General features: G+C 49.2%; 1 protein-coding gene. It reads left to right on the top strand.

Annotated features, from left to right (window positions below; genetic code table 11):
• The coding region (ftsY, locus tag R7190_RS27380; protein WP_318137868.1) for a signal recognition particle-docking protein FtsY at positions 1–719 on the top strand (719 nt) is incomplete at both ends.

The raw sequence follows: 719 nt of genomic DNA, 5'->3' as shown, positions 1-719 counted from the left end.
CTGTTCAGCGGTAAAAAAATCGATGACGACCTATTTGAAGAGCTAGAAGAGCAACTGCTCATTGCCGATGTGGGCATGGACACTACCACAAAAATCATCAACAACCTGACAGAAAAAGCCTCTCGAGGTGATCTGAAAGATGGCGAAGCCCTTTATGGTCTGCTGAGAGAAGAAATGGCGGAGATTCTATCTAAAGTAGAACAGCCTCTAGAGATCGACAGCAGCAAAACACCTTACGTCATCTTGATGGTTGGTGTGAATGGTGTGGGTAAAACCACCACCATCGGTAAACTTGCGAAGCAGTTCCAAAGCCAAGGCAAGAAAGTGATGTTAGCGGCAGGCGATACTTTCCGAGCGGCCGCGGTTGAGCAGCTGCAAGTGTGGGGCGAGCGTAACAATGTTCCTGTGATCGCGCAGCATACTGGCGCAGACAGCGCATCGGTTATCTACGATGCGATTGAAGCGGCAAAAGCGCGTGGCGTCGATGTGGTTATCGCCGATACGGCGGGTCGTCTACAAAACAAAGCCAACCTAATGGAAGAGCTACGCAAGATTGTACGTGTGAGGAAGAAAATTGATGATTCTGCACCACATGAAATCATGCTGACGCTGGATGCAGGTACTGGCCAAAATGCGATTAGCCAAGCGAAACTTTTCAGTGATGTAGCTCCTCTAACCGGGATTACATTGACTAAGCTGGATGGTACAGCGAAAGGCGG

The organism is Vibrio sp. 1078-1, from assembly GCF_033340475.1.
This window is presented reverse-complemented; position numbering and strand designations above follow the sequence as displayed.